Raw genomic sequence first — 17,429 nt, 5'->3', positions numbered from 1 at the left:
TCAGGCGTGTGGCGGGCCCGGCGTGATCAGCGCGGTGAATGTCTGCATGATCGTGTCGACGAGCTCGGGCGCGTGGGTGCCCATTTGTTCGCTGCGCTTTTCGAGATGACCGTCGAGCCACAGCGACGCCAGTCCGTGCCCCAGCCCCCACCAGGCGACGGCGAGGGTTTCGGCGCGGTCGGCGGGGATGGCGCCGACCGCGACGCATTCGGCGACGGTGTCGACCAGGACGTTGAAGGCGGCGTCACCGGCCACGTGGGCGTCGGGGTGCTTTTCCGGTTGGGACAGTTCGGGGCGGAACATCAGCCGGAACTGAGCAGGGTGATCGCGGGAGAATCGCACGTAGGCCGCGCCGAGTTCGGTGAGGGCCGCCAGCGGGTCGGGCGTCGTAGCCCTGGCGGTTCTCATGTAGGAGGCCAACTGCTGGAAGCCGTCGATCGACAGCGCCGAGAGCAGCGCGGCGCGGTCGGCGAAATGGTGATAGGGCGCGCCGCTGCTGACCCCGGCCTCCCTGGCGACGCGGCGCAGGCTCACCGCGGCCAAGCCCTCGCTCTCGATCAGGCGCAGGGAGGCGTCCATCAGCGTGGCGCGCAGGTCGCCGTGGTGGTAACTGGTGCGCTTCACCCTCACGAGGGTAGGCGAGACCCGGGCCGGAATTGGCACTGGACAGGAAATCTATGCAGTGTTTAGATTAATTGAGCATCGCTTAGATACACGCCCACCGAATCGACGGAATGGATGACCACCATGACCACTCGGGTACTCGTCACCGGCGCGACAGGTTTCGTCGCCGGCCACTGCATCGCCGAACTCCTCGACCACGGCTACGCCGTCCGCGCCACCGTGCGCGATCTCGCCGCGCACACCACCCGCGCCCACCTCACCGAGCTCGCGCGCCGCACCGGTGGTGACCTGGAATTCGTCGCTGCCTCCCTCGGTGACGACGCGGGCTGGGCCGCGGCGGTCGCGGGTTGCGACACCGTGCTCCACGTCGCGTCACCGTTCCCCGCCACCCCGCCCGACAACGAGCAGGACCTGATCGAACCCGCGGTACAGGGCACCCTGCGCGTGCTGCGCGCCGCCGCGGCCGCCGGTGTTCGACGCGTCGTGCTCACCTCCTCGGTCGCCGCCGTCGCCTACGGCCACGACGTGGACGAAGAACGCACCGAGGACGACTGGTCGGTGGTCGACCGCATCCCCGCCTACCAGAAGAGCAAGACCCTCGCCGAGCGGGCAGCCTGGGAGTTCGTCGAATCCCTGCCCGCCGCAACCGGTCTCGAACTGGTGGTGGTCAACCCCGGCATGATCCTCGGCCCGCTGCTCGAAGCCAGGACCAGCACCTCCCACGAACCGGTCCGCCGCCTGCTGGCTCGCGATGTGCCGGGTTCGGTGAAAACCGGCTGGACCCCCGTCGATGTCCGCGATCTCGCCGTCGCACACCGGCTCGCGATGGAAGTACCCGAGGCCGCGGGCAATCGATACATCTGTGCGACCGATCCCCTGTGGATGGGGGAGTTGGCTCGCCTGCTGGCTCGTGACTACGCCGCCGAGGGTTTCCGTGTGCCGACCCGGGTTCTGCCGAACTGGGTGATCCACCTCGTCGCCGTGTTCGACAAGGGTGTCCGCTTGACGGTGCCGGTTCTCGGTCGCACCGAACACGTCAGCGCCGACAAGGCCCGCCGCGAACTCGGCTGGACGATGCGCCCGATCGAGGACACCGTCCACGACACCGCCGACAGCCTGATCGCCTTCGGCATCGTCACCGCTCCCGGCCGGCCCGCGACGTCATCGCATGCCGCAGTCGGAACTCGTTGAGCGGGAAGGGGACGCGATGTTGATCACCGCACTCCTTCTCACCCTCGTCGGCGTCGTCCGCCGGAAACTGCGCGGTCGTGCGGACGCGCAGTCCACGAGAGGTTCCGCCCTCTGGGTCCGGCTCGAGCGGGTCGGCGACGCGATACGGCGCGGCGCGACCCGGTTGGTTCGCGAACCGGCCCCTGCCCTCTCGGTGGCCGTCGCGGTCCTCGGACTCGCCGTAGTGGGCACGCACCTGGCCTGTTCGGGTCAGGTCTGAGGTCGACGCCATTCTTGGCGTTGCAGATCCGGGATCACCGGGCGAAAAGTTCGCCGCCATGGTCGCCGCGCGCGTCGTGACCGGCCGACTCAGCGCGGCCGTTGCCACCGCAGGGTGTAGCGCCACATCAGGCGGCGGTGGATCTCGGCGCCGGGAAGGTGATCGGCGGCGGCGGACCGGATTTCGGCGAGGGTTTCCCGTGGAGCGGCCAGGGTGACATCGGGCCCGCCGTGCGAACGGTGTCGCCAACGATCGAGTCCCCAGATGGCGGGTAAGAGGGGTAGGTAGTGGAAGTCGCTGACCGGGTGCATCTTCCACAGACCCACCACCGCGAGGGTGCCTCCCGGGGCGACCAGGTGACGCAGCGCGGTGATGCCGTCGCGCACGGGGACGTGGTGCAGCGTGGCGACGGCGGTGACCATGTCGAAAGTCTGGTCGAGGTCGCGGAAGTCGGCGTGTTCGAGGTGGACGTTGGGTGCGGCGGGGGCGTTGGCGATCACCTGGTCGTCGATGTCGACACCGAGCACCGCATCGCAGCGGGTCGCGAGTTTGCGGGCGAGTAACCCGTCACCGCAGCCGATATCCAATGCCGTGCGGGCGTTTTCGGGCACCTGCTCGAGGACCCAGGGGTGGTATTGCGTGTTGTGGTTCCAGTAGGGGTCGGTCGGCATGACCGGTCAACGCGCCGGGTCTCGGATGGGTTCCGGAACACTACTGGTCGAGCGCCGCGTGGGCGGACAACCACCCGGCGAACTGGGTGAGGTCGTCGAGCACCACATCGGCGCCCGCGGCCCACAAGCCCTCGGCGTCGTAGGGTCCGGTCGTGACGCCGACGGCCACCACACCGGCGGCCGTGGCGCCGCGCATGTCACCCGCGTGATCGCCGACGAAGACATGCGCGGCCTCCGCCCGCAATACCTCGGCCTTTCCGGTCGACCACAGATCACCGGCGAGACGATCGACCTGCCAGCCGAGGTGATCTACGTGCAGTCGCGCGTGTGGCTCGAACTTGCCGGTGACGACCAAGGTTCGCCCACCGCCCGTTCGCACGGCGGCCAGGGCGTCATCGGCCCCGGGCAGCGCGGCGATGTGGCCGATGACGTCCGGGTACAGCTTGCGGTAGCGGGTGACCAGATGGGGGATCAGATCGTCGGGTGCGCCCGCCTCACCCAGCAGCGTGGCCAGCGGCGGGCCGAGGTGCTCCGCGAAGTGTGAGCCGTCCATCGGAAGATCGAACTCGCGCGCGAGGGTGTCGATCGCCAGGGCGACGCCCGGACGTGAGTCGATGAGAGTCATGTCCAGGTCGAAGCCGACGGTGAGAGTCACGGTGCCGAGCCTATCGCCGACCGTCCCCAACCCTGTCGATCGATGTCCGCACCTGCCCCGAACTGCACTGATTCACGTGGAACCCCGGCTGCACTCGATGCCGAAAACGGTTGGGGGAGTGCGGTGCAGCGAAGCATGATGTGCGTCACGGCATTTCGGGGCTACCAGTTGGTAACCGGAAAATCGGCAGGTCACGCCCGCATCGAGTGGCGCCGAAAGGTGTTGAGCCATCCCGTCGCTCAGTCGATGGCAGATAACGCAACGCTGCAGCGACTGCCGATCGGCACGGTGAACTACCCGCGCGGCGCGACCTGGTCCAGGTCGCGCCCCGAGGCATCAGCTACTGGCGGCCGCGGTGAACGGCGCGATCGTGGGCACCGACACCGGTCGCGACGGATGCGTCCACACACCCTTGCGCTCCAGAATCGGCAGCACACCCTCGCCGAACCAGTACGCCTCCTCCAGGTGCGGATACCCGGACAGGATGAACTGGTCGATCCCGATCGCGGCGTATTCGAGCAGGCGATCGGCCACCTCGGCGTGCGATCCGACCAGCGCGGTACCCGCACCGCCGCGCACCAGGCCGACGCCCGCCCAGAGATTCGGGGCGATCTCGAGTCCGTCGGTGCGACCGTTGTGCAGCTGCGCCATGCGTCGCTGCCCCTCGGAATCGCTCTTGGCCAGGTTCGCCTGCACCCGTTCGATCTCGCCGGGGGAGATGCCGTCGAGCAGGCGGTCGGCCTCGGCCCACGCCTCGGCGGCGGTATCGCGGCTGATCACGTGAATGCGCAGGCCGAAGTCGACCGTGCGGCCTTCGATCGCGGCCAGGCCGCGAATCCAGTCCAGCTTCGTGGCGACGGCGTCGACCGGCTCGCCCCAGGTGAGGTAGGTGTCGGAGTAGCGAGCGGCGATCGGACCGGCGGGACCCGACGAGCCGCCGAAGAACACCGGCGGAATCGGGTCGGGTCGAGTGCTCAGGATCGCGTCCTTCACCTGCAGGTGCTCGCCGGTGAAGCTGAACGGCTCGGTCCGCGACCACAGCTCTCGCACGATGTGCAGGAACTCGCCGGTGCGGGCGTAGCGCTGGGTCTTGTCCAGGAAGTCGCCGTAGGCCTCCTGCTCGCGCTGCTCACCGCCGGTGACGACATTGAGCAGCAGGCGCCCGGCCGAATGACGCTGGAACGTCGCCGCCATCTGCGCGGCCAGGGTGGGGCTGGTCAGTCCGGGGCGCAGCGCCACCAGGAACTTCAGCGTCTCGCTGGTCTGCACCAGCATGGCGGTGGTCAGCCACGCGTCCTCGCACCAGGCGCCGGTGGGCGTGAGCACGCCCTCGAAGCCGTTGTCCTCGGCGGCGGCGGTGAGCTGGTTGAGATAGCGCAGCGTCGCGGGACGATCACCGGACATGAAGCTGCCGTGTCCGCCCGCCATCAGGCCGCGCGAGTCGCCGTAGGTGGGAAGGAACCAGTGGAACGACAGTCCGCGTTCGGTCATGTCCGCCTTTTTCGTTGCAGTGATGGGGCCCATCGATGCTGACCGGTGCGCGAGCCCCCGTCACGGATTCCGATCACCGTGCGCGCAACCCACGACACGCCGCGGCGCCACCACACCGAACTAGACGTAACTATGCGAAACACGTAACCTCGACGCAGGCTCGGGCGACGGTGCACGGGTCGGCGACCCTACGAAACGAGTTTCCTCAATGACGCGGCATGTCGACGTACTGATCATCGGCGCTGGCCTGTCCGGAATCGGCACGGCCTGTCACCTCACTCGCGAGCAGACCGGACGCACCTACGCGATCCTCGAGCGCCGCGAGAACATCGGCGGCACCTGGGACCTGTTCAAGTACCCCGGCATCCGCTCGGACTCGGACATGCTCACCTTCGGTTTCGGATTCCGTCCCTGGATCGGCACCAAGGTGCTCGCCGACGGCGCCAGCATCCGTGACTACGTCGAGGACACCGCCAAGGAATACGGCGTCACCGACCACATCAGCTTCGGCCGCAAGGTCGTCACCGCCGACTTCGACCGCGGCACCGCCCTGTGGACCGTGCAGGCTGTGATCGAGGCCACCGGCGAGACCGAGACCTGGACCGCCAACTTCGTCGTCGGCGCCAGCGGCTACTACAACTACGACAAGGGCTACCAGCCCGACTTCCCCGGTCAGGACGACTTCAAGGGTCAGATCGTGCACCCGCAGCACTGGCCGGAGGACCTGGACTACGCGGGCAAGAAGGTGGTCGTCATCGGTTCCGGTGCGACCGCGATCACGCTGATCCCGTCGATGGCCGACACCGCCGCCCACGTCACCATGCTGCAGCGTTCGCCCACCTGGATCCAGGCTCTGCCTTCCGACGACCCGGTCGCCATCGGTTTCAAGAAGTCGCGCGTGCCCGACGCCGTCGCCTACAAGATCGGCCGCGCCCGCAACATCGCCCTGCAGCGCGCCAGCTTCCAGCTCTCGCGCACCAACCCCGAGCTGGCCAAGAAGCTGATGCTGGCCCAGGTGCGCCTGCAGCTCGGCAAGAAGGTGGACCTGCGCCACTTCACCCCCAGCTACAACCCGTGGGATCAGCGCCTGTGCGTGGTCCCCAACGGCGACCTGTTCAAGGTGCTCAAGAGCGGCAAGGCCGACATCGTCACCGACCGCATCGCGAAGTTCACCGAGAAGGGCATCCTGACCGAGTCGGGTCAGGAGCTCGAGGCCGACATCATCGTCACCGCCACCGGCCTGAACGTGCAGATGCTCGGCGGCATCAGCCTGACCATCGACGGCACCCCGGTGAAGTTCAACGAGACGGTCGCCTACAAGAGCGTCCTGTACTCCGATATCCCGAACTTCCTGATGATCATCGGCTACACCAACGCCTCCTGGACGCTGAAGGCCGACCTCGCCGCCGCCTACCTGTGCCGCGTGCTCAACATCATGCGCGACCGCGGCTACACCACCTTCGAGGTGCACGCGAACCCGGAGGACATCGCCGACGAGTCGCTCATGGGCGGCGCCCTCACCTCGGGCTACATCCAGCGCGGCAACGACGCCATGCCCCGCCAGGGTGCCCGCGGCGCCTGGAAACTGATCAACAACTACTACCGGGACCGCACGCTGATGCACAAGGCGCCGATCGAAGACGGCGTACTGCAGTTCACCAAGACCGGCACCACCGTCAAGCCCGGTGAGAAGGTCGCCGGAGCGTAGACACCGAACTCGAAAGGCCCGCCACGACGAACCGTGGCGGGCCTTTTCTTCGCCCGCGATCGGCCGGTTTCCTTCACCCGGGCGAACTTTCAGCCGCTCCCGTACTATCGCGATCGAAGACACCGCCCGGGGAGATGAAGGAGGACGGTGTGGGATCTCGCCTACCGGCGACCATCCGTGACGCGGGGACGTGGCTGCGGCGATTCGCCGCGACGACACCAGGTGTGATCGGGGTGGTCCTCGTCGTGACCACGGTGGCCTGTCTGGTTGCCGGATCGACTGTGGGCCAACAGCTCGACGCGAAGATCGTACGTACCGAACAGGTGCTGGATCGGACCGAGCCATTGGCCTTCGCCGCGCAGAGTCTGTATGTGTCGCTCTCGGCCGCCGACGCGGGCGCGGCGACGGCCTTCCTGTCCGGTGGCATCGAATCACCGCAGGTACGAGACACTTACGAGCAGGCACTCGCCGATGCCGCCGCCGCACTGGCGGAAGCGACAGCCGGCGCCGCCGACGCGCAGACCAGGGCGATCGTGGCCCGCATCGCCGCCGACCTGCCGACCTACACCGGCTTGGTCGAGACCGCGCGCGCCAATAATCGTCAGGGCTTTCCGGTGGGGTCGGCGTATCTGCGCCAGGCCTCGGACCTGATGCAGACCTCCCTGCTGCCCAATGCCGAACAACTCAGCAAGGCCCGCTTCGCCGCCGTGCGGGAGGACCAACAGCGCATCGGCACGCTGCCGTGGACGAGCATCGTGCTCCTGGTGCTCGTGCTCGCGGTATGCGCGGTCGGGTCGATCGTGTTGCTGCGCCGGACCAACCGTCTGGTGAACACCGGTATGGCCATGGCGGGGCTGGCCGCCCTGGTGGCGTTGCTGTGGACCGCGGGCGCCACCCTGACAGCCGCGCAACTGCTCGACAACGGCAATTCCGGCGCCGGTGCGCGCGTGGAGAACCTGGCGGGCGCCCGCATCCTGGCCCAACAGGCCCGCACCGACGAAACCCTGGCCCTGATCACCCGAGGCGACATCACCGCCACGGAGAAGGCCTTCCACACCCACAGCGGCGACCTGCGCGGGCGTCTCACCGCGGCCGGTGGCGGCGACTCCGATGCCGAACGCGCGCTGACGAATTGGACCGCGGGACACAACGCCCAGCGCACCGCCTACGAGAAGGCCGACTATCCCGGTGCGGTCACCCAGGCGATCGGCACCGGCCCCGACAGCTCGGCCACCAGCTTCGCCCGCCTCGACCAGGAACTGCGCGACGACCTCGCCCAGGCGCGCGACGACCTGCGCGACGGCGTCGCCGCCGCGGCAACGTCGTTGACCCTGAGCCCCTTCGGCACCCTGTTCCTGCTCCTGGCCGGGGCAGGCGCGGTGATCTCCGGACTCTGGCCACGACTGAAGGAATTCCTGTGAGGCGCCCTCTGCTGGTCGTGCTCGCCGCGGCCCTCGCGCTGGCCGCGGGCTGCGCCGACGCACCCGAACCGACGACCATCGCCGCCACCGCCGTCGCCCCACCGCTGCCCGGCGCCGAAGCGATCATCTCGGCCCCGGCCGCCGAAGGCACCGGAACCTGCGATACCGAGGCGACGCTGGCGCCGACGACCCAGCCGCGACCGGGTGCGATGCCGGTGGGATCGGCGATGGCCGCGATCGTGGCCAACGGCAGGCTGCGCGTGGGTGTCGATCAGAACACCTACATGTTCGGGTTCCGCAATCCGTCGACCGGCAGGCTCGAAGGTTTCGATATCGACCTCGCCAGGGAGATCGCGCGCGATCTGTTCGGTGACCCGGACAAGATCGAACTGCGCTCCGTCACCGCGGCCGACCGGATCCCGCTGCTGCAGGAGAAGAAGGTCGACATGATCGTGCGCACCTTCTCGGCGACCTGTGAACGCCGCCGCGAGGTCGACTTCTCCAGCGTGTATTACCGTGCGGCGCAACGCATCGCGGCCCCACACGGCGCGGGCATCACCAACGGCGCCGGGCTCGCGGGCAAGCGGGTGTGCGTGGCGAAGGGCACGACCGCGGCCGCACCGCTGTTCACCCTGCCGACGCCCCCGAACGTGCTCGGCGTGACCAACTGGACCGACTGTCTGGTCGCCCTGCAGCAGGGCACCGTCGACGCGATCAGCGGTGACGAGCCCATCCTGGCGGGTCTGGTCGCCCAGGACCGCAATCTCGAGGTCGTCGGCGACCCGATCGGTGCGGGCGCGTACGCGGTCGGCGTGCCGCGCGGCAGTGACGAACTGGTGCGCTTCGTCAACGGCGTGCTCGACCGCACCCGCAACGACGGCACCTGGCAGCGGATCTATGCCCAGCACCTGTCGACCCTCGGCGCCTCGCAGGGCCCGCCGGTGCCCCGGTACGTCGGATGACCTGGCCGATGCTCGGCGTGCTCGAGATCGATCGTGAACTCACCGGGCGCACAGCGGAACTGGCGAAGGTGACCACGACCTTGCTCGAGCTGGACCGCCATCCCGGCCTGGCGCTGGTGCGCCGCTATCCGCCGACGGGGGAGACCGCACGCCGTTGGGTGCCGGTTGAGAAGGCGCTGGGCGAACTCTGGGAGGACCTGGGGCGGGTGCGCGCCATCCTCACCGAAGCCGAGGCGGTGCGGGCCGGGCGCGGCAAAGTCGACGAGCGCGCACGCGGGCGGCTCACGGAGCTGCTGCGTGGCCGCCCACACGAAGTGGCGAGGATCCCGATTCCCCTGGCGCAGCGCGGTCTCACCGGCCCCAGCGAGACCATCGTGACGGTCGGTATCGCCGATTGCCTCGACCGGATGCGCGCCGCGTTCGCCTTCGTTGCTCCCTTCGCCGACGAGATCGCAGCGGTCGACGAGAAAGTGCTGGGCGCGCTCGCCCCCCTGCAACAACGCGTCGAACAGGCGCGCGGCGCACTGGATGCGGCCGGCGAACCACTGGCCACCCTCCTGCGCCGCGCGGGCACCGACCCACTCGGCTTCGGGCCGGGCGAGATCGACACCGCCCTGGCCTCACTCACCGCCCTGATCGACACCGAATCCGCCCGTCACAGTGACTATCTCGCTGCGGCCGCCGACCTGCCAGGCGCGGTCGCCGCCCTGCGTGCGCGATTGTCCGATCTCGGCGAACTCCAACATCGCGCCGACGACACCGCGACCCAGGCCGAGCACAAGGTCGCGACCGGCGAGCTGCCCGACAGCGGCGAACCGGCCACCAGGCTGGGCGCCGAACTCGACGCTCTCGGCGACGCGCCCGACCGTCCGACGGTCCAACACCTCCTCGCGCTGCGTGTGCGGACGGCCGACGCCACCGAAAAGGCCACGCAGCGCGACGAATTGGCGCGTGGACTGCTCGATCGGCGCGCCGAGCTACGCGGCAGACTCACGGCCTACCGCGCCAAGGCCTCTCGGCTCGGCGTGAGCGAGGACCGTGATGTGCTCGCGGCCGACCGGATCGCGGCCGGTCTGCTCACCCGAACACCGTGCGATCTGGCCGCGGTCACCCGGGCGGTCGCGGACTATCGTTCGATCATCGGGGAGAAAGCGGGGCGGACAGCATGACGTGTAGTGAACCGGGGTGCGGCGGCACGATCGAGGACGGCTACTGCGCACTGTGCGGTACCGCGCCCGTCGCGACCCCACCACCGGTGCGGCAGCCCAGTGCCGTGGCCAACGGTCGGTCGGGGCGCACCACGGCGCAACCACGCGGCGGCAACCGTCAGGCGCCACCTCTGCCCGTGCCGGTCCCGGGTGCCTGTGGCGAAACCGATTGTGACGGAACGATCGTCGACGGCTACTGCGACACCTGCGGTACCGCTCCGGCCACGGTGACAGGCCCGCTGCACAGCCCGTCCGCGTCGACGGTCAGCGCGAGCGGGCGCACCTCGAGTCGTTCGGTGCGAACCCGGTCGGGCTCGGCCCGTTCGGCCGCGCGTGGCAGGCTCGGCGCCGGGCTCGTCGAAGTCCCACCGGTCCCGCGCGTCGACCCGGCCACGGCCGTGCTCGCCGATCCCCAGGTGCCCGAATCCGACCGCTTCTGCGGCAAGTGCGACAAGCCCGTCGGCCGCGGTCAGGCGGGCGTTCCCGGCCGGACCTCCGGGTTCTGCCCGCACTGTGGCACCCGCTACTCGTTCGTGCCCCGGTTGCGGGCAGGCGATCTCGTCGGCGGCCAGTACGAGGTGGCGGGCGCGCTGGCCCACGGCGGTCTCGGCTGGATCTATCTGGCCACCGACCGCGCCGTCAACAAGCGCTGGGTGGTCCTCAAGGGCCTCATCGACACCGGCGATCCCGACGCGCTGGCCGCCGCGCTGGCCGAGCGCCGCTTCCTCGCCGAGGTCGACCACCCCAACATCGTCAAGATCCACAACTTCACCGAACACGCCGACGCCGACGGCGAGCCCGTCGGCTACATCGTCATGGCCTATGTCGGCGGCACGTCGCTCAAACAGATCCTGCGCGCCTACCGCGCCGAGACCCAGCGCTATCTGCCGCCCGCCCAGGCGATCGCCTATGTGCTGGAGATGTTGCCCGCCCTCGGCTACCTGCACGCTCGTGGCTGGGCCTACTGCGATTTCAAGCCCGACAATGTGATGCAGACCGAGGAACGCCTCGAACTGATCGACCTCGGCGCGGTCATCGCGATGGACGATCGCACCAGCCCCATCTACGGCACCCTCGGCTATCAGGCGCCCGAGATCGCCGAAACCGGGCCGACGGTGGCCACCGAGATCTACACCGCGGGCCGCACGCTGGCCGTGCTGATGATGCGGGTGCCCTCCGTCGACGGCAAACTCGGCCCGATACCCGGCCCCGACACCGAACCGCTACTGGCCGAACATGATTCGCTGCACCGCTTCCTGCAGCGGTCCACCGACCCCGACCCGCTCGCGCGCTTCGCCTCGATGAGCGAGATGGCCGACCAGCTCACCGGGGTCCTGCGGGAAGTGCTGGCGACCGGCGACAGCATCCCACGTCCGGGCATGTCGAGCCAGTTCGGTCCCGCCCGTGCTGTCTTCGGCATCGACAGCGTCACACCCGAACCCGCCGCCCTCGTCACCGGTCTGCCCGCTCCGCTGGTCGACCCCGGCGACAGCGGCGCCGCCCTGCTGGCGACCACCGATGCCGCGACCCCGGCCGAACTCGAGCAGGCGCTCACCGCCGGACTGCGCGCGGTGGTCACCGGAGCTGGCGAGTCGGTCGAGATCCCGCTGCGACTGGTTCGCGCCGAACTCGAAGCAGGTGACGCGGCGGCGGCACTGAACCGTCTCGCCGCCTTGGACGCCGAGCTCGAATTCGACTGGCGCCCGGTCTGGTATCGAGCCCAGGTCGCCCTACTCACCGGCGACTACTACGCCGCCGCAGCGGATTTCGAGTCCGTCTACGCCGCGCTGCCCGGTGAGCCCGCCCCGAAACTCGCCTTGGCGGCCGCACTGGAGCTCGGCGCCGAGACCGGCGGCAGCGAGAACGCCTTCGCGCTCGGCCGTGCTTCGGCGCTCTACGACGTGGTCTGGCGGACCGACCACACCTTCCTGTCCGCCGCCTTCGGCGCCGCGCGACTGCGTCGTATCAGCGGTGACCGCACTGGCGCGGTAGCGGTCCTCGACCAAGTCGACCGCACCTCCTCGATGTTCACCGAGGCCAGGGTCTCCGCCGTCGAAACCCTACTGACGCATCGTGATCCGGCCGACCTCGACGAAGCGCTGCTCCGCCGCACCGGCGAGCGCGTCGACCAGCTGCGCCTCGACTCGCGCAAACGCACCGCGCAGGTGCGCATGTTCGTCCTCGAGGCGGCACTGAACTGGATCCGGTCGGGACAGCAGCCGAGTACACCAGGCAAGCTGTTGGACGTGGAATTCACCGAGCAGGGCGTGCGGACGGGATTGGAACGATGCTTGCGGACACTGGCGCGCGAGGCCGACGACATGTGGACCCGATTCGTCCTGGTGGACCAGGCGAACTCGGTGCGCCCGAGGACCACCCTGTGACGGCGCCGGGTTGTGCCGATTGCGTGGGCTCGGCACGGGCGGGACACCGCTTCTGCGAAGGCTGTGGTCGCGAACTCGGCGTGCGCAAAGTCGCACTGCCCGTGCATGATCCGGTCGCGGTGCCGCAATGCTCCACCTGCGGGGAACGCCGCTACGAGGGCGGCTACTGCGTCAAGTGCGGCAGCCCCAAGCCCATGCCCGATCGCTTCGAGGAAGACCTCGGCGCGGTGTATGTCCTCACCGACCGCGGAATCAGCCACTCCCGCAACGAAGACGCTGTCGCGGCCGCGGTACGCGAGGGCGACGGCATCCGGGTGATCGTGGTCAGCGACGGCGTCTCCACCTCCCAGGATCCGCAAGCCGCCTCGGGCAATGCCGCCCGTACCGGCGTCGACGCCGCCTTGGCGGCCTTGGCCGAGGGCAGGCCGGACTCCGACGCCGCGATGGCGGGCCTGGCGGCGGCGACCGCGGCGGTGCGCGGCATGTCACGCACCCCCGAGTACGCGCCGTCGTGCACCTACGTCTCGGCGATCGTGCGCGAGACGAGCCTGGGTACCGACATCACCGTCGCCAATGTCGGTGACAGCCGGGCCTTCTGGCTCGCCGCGGGCGATCCCACCGCCTCGCGCCGACTCAGCATCGACGACTCGTGGGCCCAGGCCCTCGTCGACGCGGGCGCCCTCGACGAGACCGCCGCGATGAACGACCCGCGCGCGCACACCCTGCTGCGCTGGCTCGGCGCCGACGGTGGCGAAGCACCGTGGTCGGCGAACTGCCTGCAACGCATGCTCGCCACCGAACCGGGCACGCTGCTGCTGTGCAGCGACGGCCTGTGGAACTACCTGCCCGAGGCGGTCGCGCTCGCCGGTTTCACGGTGGAGACCTCGCCGCAGGCCGCCGCCCGCGCGCTCGCCGACTTCGCCTTGAACAGCGGGGGCAGCGACAACATCACGGTCGCACTGGCTCCGGTGCCCGTCGCCCTATCGCACCAACCAGGAGTGTCATGAGTTCCCCTGAGACAGCTGGTATCTCGATCGCCGTCGACCAGAACGAATTCCTCGCCGAAGGCGCGAGCGTGGTGGACGCGGTGCTGACGGTGACCACCGGCCCCGAACTCGCCATGGTCGCGACGCCGCCGCCGCGCCTGGAGATCCTGATCATCGACTGTTCGGGCTCGATGGGTAACAAGCGCAAATTCGAGAACGCGCGCAACGCCACCCGTACCGCCCTCGACGAGATCCCCGACGGCACCGCGTTCGCCATCATCGAGGGAACCGAAGCGGCCCGCCTGATCTACCCGACCGACAACACCATGTCCGCGCCCGCCGACCGCGCCCATCGCGGCTCGGCCCGTCGGGCCCTGGATCGGTTGCGGCCGGACGGCGGCACCGCGATGGGATCGTGGCTGGCGCTGGCCCGCCAGGTCGCCGCCGCGCACCCCGGCGCGCAGGCACACGCGATTCTGCTCACCGACGGCAAGAACGAACACGAGACGCCGCAGGAACTCGCGACCGAACTCGACCGGGCCGAAGGTCTTTTCGTCTGCGATTGTCGCGGTGTGGGCGACGACTGGGTCGCCGAGGAAGTGCGTAAGATCGCTCAGAAATTGTCCGGTGACGCCAATATCGTCGCCGATCCGAAGGACCTGGCCGCGGACTTCGCCGCGATGATGCGCTCGTCGGCCGCCCGGGTGATCCCGGAGCTGACCTTGAAGGTCTGGACCCCCGCGGGCGCTCGGGTGCGCATGGTCAAACAGGTCTCGCCGGTGCTCGAGGATCTGACCGGACGTCGCACCGATACCGGTGCGCAGGTGGGGGAGTACCCGCTGTCGTCGTGGGCCGCCGAGGAACGCGAATACCACGTGCAGATCGAACTGGAACCGGCCGCGCCGGGCCGGGAGAAACTGGCCGCGCGATTGAGCGTGCTGGCCGGCGCCGAGGTCCTCGGCCAGGGTCTGGTGCGTGCCGTCTGGACCACCGATTCGACCCTGTCGACCCGCATCAGCACCCGCGTCGCCCACTACACCGGGCAGGTCGAACTGGCCCAGGCCGTCCAGGAGGGTTTGGCTGCCCGCCGCAACGGCGATGTCACGACCGCCACCGCGAAACTGCGGCGCGCGGTGGAGTTGGCCGCCGCCTCCGGCCACGAATCCACCGCCAAACTGCTGCGCGGGGTGGTGGAAGTCGAGCACGACGGCACCGTGAAGTTGCGCGGGCAGGTCGCCGCGGCCGACGAACTCGCACTCGACATCCGCTCGACCAAAACCGCGCGGGTGCGGCCGGAGGGCGGCTGACATGCCGATGTGCGCGGACGGACACCAGTCGCGGTCGACCGACTACTGCGATGTGTGCGGATCGGCACTCGGCGCACCGCCCGCGCCCGACCCGGCGGCGCTGCGCCTGTGTCCCCACTGCCACGCGCCGACCAGCGGGCGCTTCTGCGAAGGGTGCGGCCACGATTCCGCCCTTCCGGCACCGACCGCGACGTCGCGGCCGGGTGACCGACCGGAATCGGCTGTCCCGTCCAGTGGGTTGGACCCGACCATGATCGCTACCGGCGCGCCGCCGGAGAGCGGTCGGTCCAGGATGTGGGTCGCGCGGATCTTCGCCGACCGCGAGTTCTACGCGCGTGTCCGAGCCCGCAAGGGGCCCGATGCCGAACGTGTCGAATTCCCTGACTTCTATCCCGAACGCCGAATCGCTTTGCGCGGCACCCAGTTCCTGATCGGAAAGCGATCGGCTTCGCAGGGAATCGTGCCCGAGATCGACCTCGGCATCGCCCCCGCGGATATCGGAGTCTCGCGCGCGCATGCGATGATCCAGGTCGATCAGGGTGGCGCGCTCACCATCACCGACCTCGGTTCCACCAACGGGACCAGCCTGGACGGCGCCGAATCTCCGATCACCCCACAGCAGGCGATCGCCCTACGCGAAGGCAGCCGGATCCACGTCGGCGGCTGGACCACCATCGCGATCACCTCGGAACCGTAGACGCATCTGTTCACCAAACCGTAGGGTCGGGATCATGACGAAGTTCGACGGGAAGACCTGCCTGATCACCGGTGCCGCCAGCGGCCTCGGCCGCGCCACGGCATTCGCGGCCGCCGCCAAAGGGGCGTCTCTTGTCCTCACCGACATCACCGCCGACGCACTCGCCACCACCGCCGAGGAACTGCGCGCGACCGGCGCGACGGTGCATCTCGCGCACGCGGCCGACGTCAGCGACCATTCCGCGGTCGTCGGACTGGCCGCCCACACCTTCGAGGCCGTCAGCCATGTCGACATCGTCATGAATGTGGCGGGCATCGCCACCTGGGGCACCGTCGACAAGCTCACTCCCCAGCAGTGGCGGCGCACCGTCGACATCAACCTGATGGGCCCGATCCACGTGATCGAGGAGTTCGTGCGCCCGATGATCGGCGCGGGCCGCGGCGGTCACCTGGTGAACGTGTCCTCGGCGGCGGGCATCTTCGGCCTACCGTGGCACGCCCCCTACAGCGCCACCAAGTTCGGGCTGCGCGGCATCTCCGAGGTGCTGCGTTTCGATCTGCGCCGCCACAAGATCGGCGTCAGCCTGGTCTGCCCCGGCGCGATGGCCACCCCGATGGCCGACACCATCGACATCGCCGGTGTCGACCGCGACAACGCGGCCCTGCAGAAGGCGATCGGCCTGTTCATGCGCCACGCCGTCACCCCCGACCAGGCCGCTACGGCCGTCGTCAAGGGTGTCGAACGCAACCGCTACTGGGTCTACACCTCCCGCGACATCCAGTTCGCCCACTGGGGCCAGCGCTACTTCCCCTATGGCTACACCCTGGCCATGCGCGGCCTGAACACCGCGATGACCAACTACGCCGAGAAGAACGCCCTGGTCCGCTAGACGAGGTCGCTGGGGTCGGTATTGGCCCCACACAGGATGACGCACACCCGTTCGCCGGGTTCGGGGCGATAGGCCGGGCCCGACCCGGTGTCGAGCAGTGCCGCCATCGCGGTGGCCGCGCCGTTCTCGACGACGATGCGGTGTGCGTCCCACAACTGCTTCCTGGCCGCGCGGATCGCCTCGTCGGGCACCAGCAGCGAGCGCACACTCGGGTGCTGGGCCGCGGCCAGGGCCATCGCGGACACGCTCGGCGCACCGAGGGAGTCAGCGGCGATCGAGTCCACGGTGACGTCCACTGGGCGACCTGCTTCGAGCGCGGCGTTCAGCGATCGACAACCCAGAGGTTCGACGGCCACCGTACGAATCCCGAAATGCTGTGCGGCGATCGCTGTTCCGGTGAACAACCCACCGCCGCCGACGGCGACGAGCACCGTATCCAGATCGGGTATCCGCGCCTGGATCTCGCGCATCAACGTGCCCGCACCCGCCGCGACGAGTGGATGGTCGTAGGCGTGTGCGGCCAGCGCCCCACTGGTCCGGGCGAACTCCCGGCATGCCGCCAGCGCCTGCTTGTATTCCGGACCGATCAGTCGGACCTCGGCGCCGTAGTCACGAAGTCGACCAATTTTGACCGGGGGAGCGGTCTCGGGCAGAAACACCGTCGCGGGCACCCCCGCCTCGCGTGCCGCCCACGCACACGCCATCCCGGCATTGCCGCCTGAGGCGATCGTCACACCCGCGTCCGGCAACGTCCCCGCAGCGGCGTGCGCGCGCACGAAGTTCTGCGCACCGCGTGCTTTGAAAGTGCCGGTGAACTGCAGGAATTCCAGCGCGAACCAGAGTGGGTCCGGCCCTGATCCGGCGGGTGCGACGGTGAGCGGGCGAACCAGTCCGTCGATGCGCGCCGCGGCGGCTTCGATGTCAGCGAAAGTCGGGGTCACGCTCCCGACTATGCCACCGGATCGGCCGCGCTGAA

16 protein-coding genes are annotated in these 17,429 nt (G+C 69.3%); 11 read left to right on the top strand and 5 right to left on the bottom strand.

Features of this window, described 5'->3' with window-relative positions; genetic code table 11:
- Entirely contained in the window at window positions 1-624 is a 624-nt protein-coding gene (locus OHS03_RS14885; protein WP_328663369.1) for a TetR/AcrR family transcriptional regulator, read from the bottom strand.
- 123 nt (window positions 625-747) lie between these two features.
- Between OHS03_RS14885 and OHS03_RS14880 the strand changes: the two genes are divergently transcribed.
- Window positions 748-1,815, top strand: a complete 1,068-nt coding sequence (locus OHS03_RS14880; protein ID WP_328663367.1) for an NAD-dependent epimerase/dehydratase family protein — start codon at window positions 748-750, stop codon at window positions 1,813-1,815.
- 16 nt (window positions 1,816-1,831) lie between these two features.
- Complete coding sequence (locus OHS03_RS14875; RefSeq protein ID WP_328663365.1) at window positions 1,832-2,074, top strand: hypothetical protein; 243 nt, start codon at window positions 1,832-1,834, stop codon at window positions 2,072-2,074.
- Between the two features lie 89 nt (window positions 2,075-2,163).
- Here OHS03_RS14875 and OHS03_RS14870 read toward each other — a convergent pair whose 3' ends face one another.
- The 3 genes from OHS03_RS14870 to OHS03_RS14860 form a co-directional block, all read right to left on the bottom strand.
- Complete coding sequence (locus tag OHS03_RS14870; protein WP_328663363.1) at window positions 2,164-2,745, bottom strand: class I SAM-dependent methyltransferase; 582 nt, start codon at window positions 2,743-2,745, stop codon at window positions 2,164-2,166.
- A 40-nt stretch (window positions 2,746-2,785) separates the two neighbouring features.
- Window positions 2,786-3,400 (bottom strand): HAD family hydrolase, encoded by a 615-nt coding sequence (locus tag OHS03_RS14865; protein ID WP_328663362.1) that lies wholly within the window; start codon window positions 3,398-3,400, stop codon window positions 2,786-2,788.
- Between the two features lie 336 nt (window positions 3,401-3,736).
- A complete protein-coding gene (locus OHS03_RS14860; protein WP_328663360.1) occupies window positions 3,737-4,891 on the bottom strand; it encodes an LLM class flavin-dependent oxidoreductase in 1,155 nt (384 codons plus the stop codon).
- 208 nt (window positions 4,892-5,099) lie between these two features.
- Here OHS03_RS14860 and OHS03_RS14855 point away from each other — a divergent pair, with 208 nt between their 5' ends.
- The 9 genes from OHS03_RS14855 to OHS03_RS14815 all read left to right on the top strand — a co-directional run bounded on the left by OHS03_RS14855 (window position 5,100) and on the right by OHS03_RS14815 (window position 16,453).
- Window positions 5,100-6,599 (top strand): flavin-containing monooxygenase, encoded by a 1,500-nt coding sequence (locus tag OHS03_RS14855; protein ID WP_328663358.1) that lies wholly within the window; start codon window positions 5,100-5,102, stop codon window positions 6,597-6,599.
- Between the two features lie 149 nt (window positions 6,600-6,748).
- A complete protein-coding gene (locus OHS03_RS14850) occupies window positions 6,749-8,020 on the top strand; it encodes a GlnX family signal transduction membrane protein (protein ID WP_328663357.1) in 1,272 nt (423 codons plus the stop codon).
- Complete coding sequence (locus OHS03_RS14845; protein WP_328664236.1) at window positions 8,011-8,982, top strand: glutamate ABC transporter substrate-binding protein; 972 nt, start codon at window positions 8,011-8,013, stop codon at window positions 8,980-8,982. Before OHS03_RS14850 ends, OHS03_RS14845 begins: the two co-directional genes overlap by 10 nt.
- On the top strand, window positions 8,979-10,151 hold the full coding sequence (locus OHS03_RS14840) for a hypothetical protein (protein ID WP_328663356.1): 1,173 nt from the start codon (window positions 8,979-8,981) through the stop codon (window positions 10,149-10,151). Before OHS03_RS14845 ends, OHS03_RS14840 begins: the two co-directional genes overlap by 4 nt.
- The gene (locus OHS03_RS14835) at window positions 10,148-12,574 is read left to right on the top strand and encodes a serine/threonine-protein kinase (protein ID WP_328663355.1); all 2,427 of its coding nucleotides are present in this window, start codon (window positions 10,148-10,150) and stop codon (window positions 12,572-12,574) included. The genes OHS03_RS14840 and OHS03_RS14835 overlap by 4 nt, the downstream gene beginning before the upstream one ends.
- The gene (locus tag OHS03_RS14830; RefSeq protein WP_328663353.1) at window positions 12,571-13,581 is read left to right on the top strand and encodes a protein phosphatase 2C domain-containing protein; all 1,011 of its coding nucleotides are present in this window, start codon (window positions 12,571-12,573) and stop codon (window positions 13,579-13,581) included. The genes OHS03_RS14835 and OHS03_RS14830 overlap by 4 nt, the downstream gene beginning before the upstream one ends.
- Window positions 13,578-14,867 carry a VWA domain-containing protein gene (locus OHS03_RS14825; RefSeq protein WP_328663350.1) on the top strand — a complete coding sequence of 430 codons (1,290 nt, stop codon included), beginning with the start codon at window positions 13,578-13,580 and terminating at the stop codon, window positions 14,865-14,867. Before OHS03_RS14830 ends, OHS03_RS14825 begins: the two co-directional genes overlap by 4 nt.
- Before the next feature lies 1 nt (window position 14,868).
- Complete coding sequence (locus tag OHS03_RS14820) at window positions 14,869-15,564, top strand: double zinc ribbon and FHA domain-containing protein (RefSeq protein ID WP_328663348.1); 696 nt, start codon at window positions 14,869-14,871, stop codon at window positions 15,562-15,564.
- 34 nt (window positions 15,565-15,598) lie between these two features.
- A complete protein-coding gene (locus OHS03_RS14815) occupies window positions 15,599-16,453 on the top strand; it encodes an SDR family oxidoreductase (RefSeq protein WP_328663346.1) in 855 nt (284 codons plus the stop codon).
- Here OHS03_RS14815 and OHS03_RS14810 read toward each other — a convergent pair.
- On the bottom strand, window positions 16,450-17,394 hold the full coding sequence (locus tag OHS03_RS14810) for a threonine/serine dehydratase (RefSeq protein ID WP_328663344.1): 945 nt from the start codon (window positions 17,392-17,394) through the stop codon (window positions 16,450-16,452). The two genes, OHS03_RS14815 and OHS03_RS14810, sit on opposite strands and share 4 nt — an antisense overlap.
- Between the last annotated feature and the right edge of the window lie 35 nt (window positions 17,395-17,429).

Source organism: Nocardia salmonicida (genome assembly GCF_036142455.1).
GTDB lineage: Bacteria > Actinomycetota > Actinomycetes > Mycobacteriales > Mycobacteriaceae > Nocardia > Nocardia salmonicida.
The sequence above is the reverse complement of the archived record's forward strand: the minus strand, read 5'-3'. Positions and strand labels throughout refer to the sequence as shown.